4 protein-coding genes are annotated in these 1,246 nt (G+C 29.2%); all 4 read left to right on the top strand.

Annotated features, from left to right (window positions below; translation table 11 throughout):
- A partial coding sequence (locus tag ACGH4F_RS09615) for a Fic family protein (protein ID WP_411591037.1) occupies window positions 1-513 on the top strand: 513 nt, incomplete at its 5' end.
- Window positions 503-733 (top strand): hypothetical protein, encoded by a 231-nt coding sequence (locus ACGH4F_RS09610; RefSeq protein WP_220680151.1) that lies wholly within the window; start codon window positions 503-505, stop codon window positions 731-733. The genes ACGH4F_RS09615 and ACGH4F_RS09610, both read left to right, overlap by 11 nt.
- Before the next feature lie 6 nt (window positions 734-739).
- Entirely contained in the window at window positions 740-1,030 is a 291-nt protein-coding gene (locus ACGH4F_RS09605) for a cyclic-phosphate processing receiver domain-containing protein (protein ID WP_411591035.1), read from the top strand.
- 30 nt (window positions 1,031-1,060) lie between these two features.
- Window positions 1,061-1,246 (top strand): hypothetical protein (locus ACGH4F_RS09600; protein ID WP_411591033.1); only part of this gene is annotated, 186 nt, incomplete at its 3' end.

Here is a 1,246-nt window from a genome sequence, read left to right as displayed (position 1 = left end):
GGAATAATAGCCGGCGGCTTAGCCGAACCCTTAACCCGTTCACTACGCTTATTAAAATACGCCCGCATCAAAATAACCGGCACTGAAGTCAGAACCAAGGTACATCATAAAATTGAAACAGTTGAAGTAGAAGGGAATTGGTATAATACTGAAAAAGCAACTGATTTTGTCGTTTCATCATTTAAGGAATTAAGTATTGAAGAAATATCAAACATAAATAAATCATATGGAGGAAGTCATACATTAACAGGTGAAATAGAGACAATACTTGCTAATATGTCATATAGAGAAAATTTTTATGACAAAATTGCTGTAGCTATAAGGGATATTGCAGGGCGACATTTATTTAATGATGGTAACAAACGCACTGCACAAACAGTTGTTGAACAATTAGTAAATAAGAATAATATGAATTTGTCACCTGTACAAATTCGAAAAGTAATAGATGATGTAGCAACCGGAAAATTAAGAGAAATTGAAGATATATCGAGGGCTTTAAAATATGAAAAATAATTTTAAATTAGAGTGTTATTGGAAAAATATTGAAGCGATAGCAAAAGATGGAGCATCCGTTATTATTAAGTTGGATGGTCAACGGAGTAAAGATAATTTCTATTCTGTTGTTTTATCAGGAGGCAAGTTAAAAGATGGTTTTTTCAGAAAAGATGGTGCGGAACTTGATTTATTGCTTGAAGAGTTAATAGCATATTATGATTCTTTATCTAATTATTGAATAATTATGAAAATATTTTTAGATGATATTCGAAACCCTCCAAATGGATGGATTCAAGTATATTGGCCTGATGAAATGATAAATTTATTAAAAACTGGTTTTGTAGAGGAAATTAGTTTAGATCATGATTTAGGGGATGATAAAAGAGGTACTGGTTATGATGTTCTTTTGTGGATAGAGAATGCTATAGTTATGAAAAATTTTGAACCTCCAAAAATAAAAATTCATTCGGCTAATATTTCAGCTCGAAGAAGAATGGAATTAGCTGTAACGAATATTAATAAATTGCGTAGATAATTTATTAATATTCGTAGGCTTAATAATAAAATGATAAATGAAGATTATAAGTTTTCATTAAATTTATTGAAAACATATATTAGTTATCATAATAATAGTATCTATCAATTAAAATTAGATAGTATAGAGAAGTTAATTAATATTAGGAAAGAAGGTATTTCTGATGATGACTTGAAATACGACTCCAATTTTTTATTTATTGGTCACGAAAAGCTA

The organism is Gilliamella sp. CG35 (genome assembly GCF_046635745.1).
Taxonomy (GTDB): domain Bacteria; phylum Pseudomonadota; class Gammaproteobacteria; order Enterobacterales; family Orbaceae; genus Gilliamella; species Gilliamella apicola_I.
This window is presented reverse-complemented; position numbering and strand designations above follow the sequence as displayed.